General features: G+C 35.5%; 5 protein-coding genes and 1 pseudogene. 3 read left to right on the top strand and 3 right to left on the bottom strand.

The genetic code is table 11. The annotated features are described in order from the left end of the window. Positions 1–186: 186 nt before the first annotated feature. Positions 187–1,185, bottom strand: coding sequence for a DhaKLM operon coactivator DhaQ (dhaQ, locus tag AC1DTM_RS17090; protein ID WP_088098759.1), 999 nt, complete (start codon positions 1,183–1,185; stop codon positions 187–189). 19 nt (positions 1,186–1,204) lie between these two features. Continuing rightward, on the bottom strand, positions 1,205–1,771 hold the full coding sequence (dhaS, locus tag AC1DTM_RS17085; RefSeq protein ID WP_477000542.1) for a dihydroxyacetone kinase transcriptional activator DhaS: 567 nt from the start codon (positions 1,769–1,771) through the stop codon (positions 1,205–1,207). Positions 1,772–1,928: 157 nt separating this feature from the next. Between dhaS and AC1DTM_RS17080 the strand changes: the two genes are divergently transcribed. Beyond that, the gene (locus AC1DTM_RS17080; RefSeq protein ID WP_016103924.1) at positions 1,929–2,102 is read left to right on the top strand and encodes a hypothetical protein; all 174 of its coding nucleotides are present in this window, start codon (positions 1,929–1,931) and stop codon (positions 2,100–2,102) included. Positions 2,103–2,254: 152 nt separating this feature from the next. Here the strand turns inward: AC1DTM_RS17080 and AC1DTM_RS17075 are convergent. Beyond that, positions 2,255–2,413: pseudogene (locus AC1DTM_RS17075) on the bottom strand (IS1595 family transposase); the annotation flags it as partial. A 246-nt stretch (positions 2,414–2,659) separates the two neighbouring features. Between AC1DTM_RS17075 and dhaK the strand changes: the two are divergent. Together dhaK and AC1DTM_RS17065 are read left to right on the top strand one after the other, a co-directional pair. After that, positions 2,660–4,411 (top strand): dihydroxyacetone kinase subunit DhaK, encoded by a 1,752-nt coding sequence (gene dhaK / locus AC1DTM_RS17070; RefSeq protein WP_088098760.1) that lies wholly within the window; start codon positions 2,660–2,662, stop codon positions 4,409–4,411. 592 nt (positions 4,412–5,003) lie between these two features. Then, entirely contained in the window at positions 5,004–5,597 is a 594-nt protein-coding gene (locus AC1DTM_RS17065) for a TasA family protein (protein ID WP_088098761.1), read from the top strand. Positions 5,598–5,717: the final 120 nt, after the last annotated feature.

Below are 5,717 nucleotides of genomic sequence, written 5' to 3'. Positions count from 1 at the left end.
TAAGAGGGGAAAACAAGGGTACACTCATGTATTTTAACGGATTCAAATTACTTTATGTTTTTTACGCAATAATTGAGCAGGTCCTTTTGAAAATAAAGAAAAGACACTCTAAGGTGCCTTCCTCCGACTGGATAACGACATTTTATGTATTGGATTGTGGGAACTGGTGGATAAATTGCAAATTTGTTACCAACTGCTCGCTCCAACATCCGCCTTCAACCACTTCACCCAATCCAAATCTTCTACCTTAAGCAAACTGAGTGAAACACCCTTCATATCTAAAGAAGTGAGAAGGGTACCAACCTTTACGAACTTCACATGTAAGCCTTCCAGCTCACATAAACGGCGAATGTCGTTTGCGAAAATGTATTGTTCCATTAATGGTGTCGCACCTAGTCCATTAATGAGGATGGCGAAGTTGTCGCCTTTTCTCCAGCGATAAATGCTTTTTAGTTTATTCATAAGTTCGATCGCTAATATTTCAGAAGAAGATAGTGCTTCTTTACGGTAACCTTTTTCGCCGTGGATACCAACGCCGTAAAACACTTCATCATCATTTAATGTGAATGAAGCTTTTCCTTGTACTGGATCATTTGCAGGGGAAAGGGAAACTCCTAATGTATGTAAGTTTTGGATGACAGAACGGCCAAGTGCTGTTAGTTCTTCTAAAGAATGTCCTTCAAGAGCGGCCGCGCCTAATATTTTTTGAACGAAAATGGTGCCCGCTACGCCTCGTCTTCTTTTATTAAAAGAAGCATCATCTTCAATTGAAACGTCGTCATTTACGATGATGTGGTCAATTTGTCTTCCTTCTTCTTTGGCGATTTGTTCTGCAGCTAAAAAGTTTTCTACGTCATCTTTAAAGTTTTTAATGATGAATAAAATACTTTTATCTTTTGGTATGAGGCGAGTTGCCGCTGCAATTTGTTCGACTGTAGGCGGAGTGAAGATACTGCCGTTTACTGCCGCTGTAAGCATTCCTTTTCCTACATAACCTATATCAGCAGGTTCGTGTCCGCTACCACCGCCGCTTATAAGGACAACGTTTTGCTTCATTTTTTCGATATCTTTTACATAAATGATGTTATGTGTTTCGTCATAATTTACTTTGTCGTTATGTTCAAAATAAAAGCCGTGCAGCATATCTTGAACGATATTTTGTACATCATTCATAATCTTTTTCATTGCTTTTGCCACCCTTTAATTACTTTGCTGATTGCTCAAGTAAAAGTAGTAATTGATTGTTTATCATATTTTTCATGAGAGAAGACATAATGGATGGATCTACTTCACATTTACTTTCAATCCAATCTTTTATCGTTCCAACGAAGCCGTGACTATAAAAGGAGGCAATCGTATTTTTTGTTTCAATAGAAAGAGTTAATCTACAGCTCATAGATAGTTCATCAATAATCTTCATATATAAGTTTTTCGTATGCTCAAATAAATAGTGATTGAACGAGTTTTGTTCAATGACTTTAAAAGCATTTCGGTAAAATTTTTGATTTTCATAAAAGTAATCAAATAATAAATCGAAAATATTTTCCCATGTTTCATAGTCGAGAAAGTCTATAATGTTTTCTTTCGTTTCTTCTCTATAAATCCAGCTTAATAGTTCAAATTTATCTTTAAAATGATAATAAAAAGTTTGCCTACGCATTTGACAGTGTAACATAATATCGCTCACTKATATTTTATGAAACGACTCTGTTTCCATTAAATGTTTCAATGAATTCGCGATTATCTTTTTAGAAATTATAGAAGAGGTCATCTTAATCATCCCTAGAATGTTAGTAATATAAGGCTGTTTTCTCAAAGATTGTTGCTGTTAAAACTAAAAGGCAGATTTAATCTACAAAACGTGTAGAATACTTTGCTATAATCAACCCAGGATATATAATTATGGTTAATCGAAAGGAGGGATAATAATGAAACAAGTAGCTCTCCATCATTTGCACAAAGAGCATAATAAACGAATAGCAGAATTTCATAAAAACCACGAAATTGAAATTCAGCGTGGTGAAAATGGGAACGGTTTGTTAGCTAAATGGGAAAGATTTTTTTATAACAAGGTAATTTCCCCTCTAAAGAATGTGAAATAATACCTACCTATTAAATGAATTGTCATCCTTGTACATTTCATTTTGTATCGCATTTTAAGTCAAATACGCATTAATCTTTTTTTCTTATTCAACTAAACTGCTCCGTTAGTTACATAACAATAAACCACTGAATCTACCTAAAAAGCATCTGATTAATGATGCTTTTTATCTTTTCTTAATGCTTCAACTGTGAAATAGTTAGATTTTTGACAAGCTGAAATAAGCATTTGCTCTACTCGATTTTCAAATGCTAAGTTTTTATGTAACTCAAGCTAACGATACCAGTAGAGGTAACTATCCAAATAATACGTATCTCCACATTATTGAACGCCTCCTGAAAATGCATTATATTCAACCGTAATCAGTATTTTCAAGAGAGCAACAATCTATACGAAAACAGCCTAATATAAAAATCCTATCCATATATGAGAGCGGTGTCTTTAGACAGATTGTCCATTTTGTCCGTTTACTATAAAACGCTTTCATTTTAACATGAGTAGTAAGAAGAAGATTTCAAATATATCACAATATATTAAAGGAATTGAGGGAGAATCACAATGAAAAAGATTATAAATAAACCAGAAACATTAGTAATGGAAATGTGCAACGGAATGGTTATGGCTCATCCAGAGCTTGAGTTTTTGAAAAAATATAAAGTGATTAAGAAGAAAGAAATGAACGAAAGTAAAGTAACGTTAATTAGCGGCGGTGGTAGTGGTCATGAGCCAGCGCATGCAGGGCTAGTAGGAAAAGGAATGTTAGATGCGGCAGTGTGCGGAGATGTGTTTGCTTCTCCTTCACAAATTCAGGTATATCAAGCGATTAAAGAGACGGCTAGTAAAAAAGGTACGTTATTAATTATTAAAAATTACAGCGGCGATATTATGAATTTCAAAAACGGTGCGCATTTAGCGACTGAAGATGGAATTGAAGTAGACTACGTAAAAGTGGACGATGATATTGCGGTAGAAGATAGTCTTTACACAGTAGGACGCCGCGGCGTTGCGGGAGTTATTTTCGTTCATAAAATTGCCGGCGCAGCAGCGGAAGCAGGTATGGATTTAGGAGCGGTGAAAGCTGTAGCGGAAAAAGCAGCGGCTAACGTGCGCACAATCGGTTTAGCGTTAACTTCTTGTACAGTTCCGGCAAGCGGATCACCTACTTTTACACTTGCGGAAGATGAAATGGAATACGGCGTAGGTATTCACGGCGAACCAGGAATTAAACGTGAAAAAACGCTGTCAGCAGATGAATTAGCTAACCGTATGACAAATGATTTAGTAAAAGATTTAGGAGTAAAAGATGGTGAAGAAATCGCGCTTCTTGTAAATGGTTTTGGCGGAACACCACTGCAAGAACTTTACCTATTTAACAACGCAGTTACGAGAGAACTAGCTGCTAGAAACATTAAAATTAATAGAGTATTCGTCGGTAACTATATGACGAGTATTGATATGGCAGGTATGTCTTTAACAGTAATGAAATTAGATGACGAGCTAAAAACATTACTATCGAAAGAGTGTAATACACCAGCGTTTAAAGTAGATGGACCAGTTGAAAGTGTAGAGTATGTTAATGTGCTTGAAGATGTAGAGGAGAAGGAAGTTTCCTTTGAAATAGAAACAGCGGAAGAGCACGCTGTTATGAAAGATAATGTAATTACATTAAACAATATGGTTTATCTCGTTGATAAAATGAGTGACATCATTATTAAAAATGAAGTACCGTTCTGTGAGTTAGATACACATGCAGGTGACGGCGACTTCGGAATGAGTGTTGCAAAAGGATTTAAGCAATTAAAACGTGAGTGGAGTTCTATTTTAGGACAAGACAATGTAACGATAGGATCATTCCTTGACGGTTGTTCTATGATTATTATGGAACATTGCGGCGGCGCTTCAGGTCCAATTTGGGGCGGTGCGTTCCGCGCAGCTAGTAAAGCAGCAGGCGAAAAATGTGAGTTAACAGCCAAAGAGTTCGCTGAAATGTTACAAGCAGCACTGCAAGGTATACAATCTATCGGTGAAAGATCGTTCGGAAGAGGAGCGGTAGTTGGTGATAAAACGCTTGTTGATGCACTTGCTCCATGTGTAGACTCTTGGTTAAATAGCGCTTCAAACGAATCAGACATGAAAACTGCCTTTGAAAAAGGAGCAGAAGCAGCGGTTAAAGGAGCAGAGTATACGAAAGAAATCGTAGCTCGTATGGGCCGCGCTGGTACAGTTGGTGAAAGAAGCTTAGGCTATCCAGATGCAGGTGCACATGCACTTGGGGTTATCTTTACGGAGATTGCGGGTAGTTTGAAATAGGAATTAGAAGATCCCCTCTACCTTGTGGTGGAGGGGATCTTTTTATATTATTGATTGATATATAATTTTGCTAGATGCTCTCTCTGTAAAGATATGTATGTTTATAAATACTAAGATAATAGTTTTAAAAGAAGCAACGTGAGTCCCTATAAATATGGAATTCACGTTGTTTAATTGTGTTTTGGAAAACTGCCTAATCGATAAAAATTACTTCAAAAGGTGGTATTTATTGTTTTGTGTTTCAAAATTATGGTTGGACACCTTATGAAGTGCTTTAAGTGGGATAAAGAGATTATTCCATAAGGCGTACCTTTTGAAGTATTAGAATACTCCTGAAGAAATAAATAATTCTAATCATAAAGGGTAGTTAATATTAATTTGTTTTTGGCAGAGGTTTTGATAATTATAAATTCAACTTTTCTATTTTTGGGACGTTTCATTTACAGAAGATAGATAATAACATAATTTTCTCAATAAGGAATTTTCTGCTTTTAATATAATTTTTTCACAATTCATGTTATATCTGTATTAAGGGGACCTTTTCGGTTGATTAGGGAGAAAGATTATAAAAATGATATGGGAGGAACAAAAAATGTCATTGAAAAAGAAATTAGGTGTTGGAGTGTTTTCAGCCGCTCTTGGCTTATCTTTAATTGGTGGGGGAACATATGCATATTTTAGCGATCAAGTGGTGACAAATAATTCATTTGCTGCAGGTACATTGGATTTAGCTATGCAACCAACTACTTCACTTAACTTAGAAAATTTAAAACCTGGGGACAAAATATTAAAGAAATTCAATTTAAAAAATAGTGGTACATTAGATATTAAAGATATCATGATGAAAATAGACTATACTGTAAACGATTTAAAACAAAATAACACTACAGAAGATTTCGGTAAACATATTAAAGTACAATTTCTTTTGGATTGGGATCCTGCAAAAAGCCCTGTATACGAGACAACTCTTGCAGAACTAAAATCACAAAGCCCAGAGATTGCCTCCAAAAAAGTATTTCATTCTAAGTGGACTGAAACAGGGGGATTAAAACCTGGGAAAATGGATTGGTTTTGGATAAAGTTTGTATTTGAAGACAACGGCACAGATCAGAACGTGTTCCAAGGGGATAGTATTGCGCTAAAAATGGAGTTCCAAGCCAATCAAACAGATGGACAAGAAAGATAAATTTAAGAGCTTATGCCTTTTAATTATTTAAAAGAATGATTACTACATATCTATACCAAAAGCCATTGATATCAGCATTTGCGCATGATATCAATGGCTTCTGTAAGTTTAACATTTTGT

The sequence above is a fragment of the Bacillus sp. P4_D3 genome, assembly GCF_056401855.1.
This window is presented reverse-complemented; position numbering and strand designations above follow the sequence as displayed.

What these genes read in the sequence shown, in the direction of transcription:
- dhaQ (WP_088098759.1), bottom strand. Translation starts at nt 1,185, where the DNA reads ATGAAAAAGATTATGAATGATGTACAAAATATCGTTCAAGATATGCTG.
- AC1DTM_RS17080 (WP_016103924.1), top strand. Translation starts at nt 1,929, where the DNA reads ATGAAACAAGTAGCTCTCCATCATTTGCACAAAGAGCATAATAAACGA.
- dhaK (WP_088098760.1), top strand. Translation starts at nt 2,660, where the DNA reads ATGAAAAAGATTATAAATAAACCAGAAACATTAGTAATGGAAATGTGC.
- AC1DTM_RS17065 (WP_088098761.1), top strand. Translation starts at nt 5,004, where the DNA reads ATGTCATTGAAAAAGAAATTAGGTGTTGGAGTGTTTTCAGCCGCTCTT.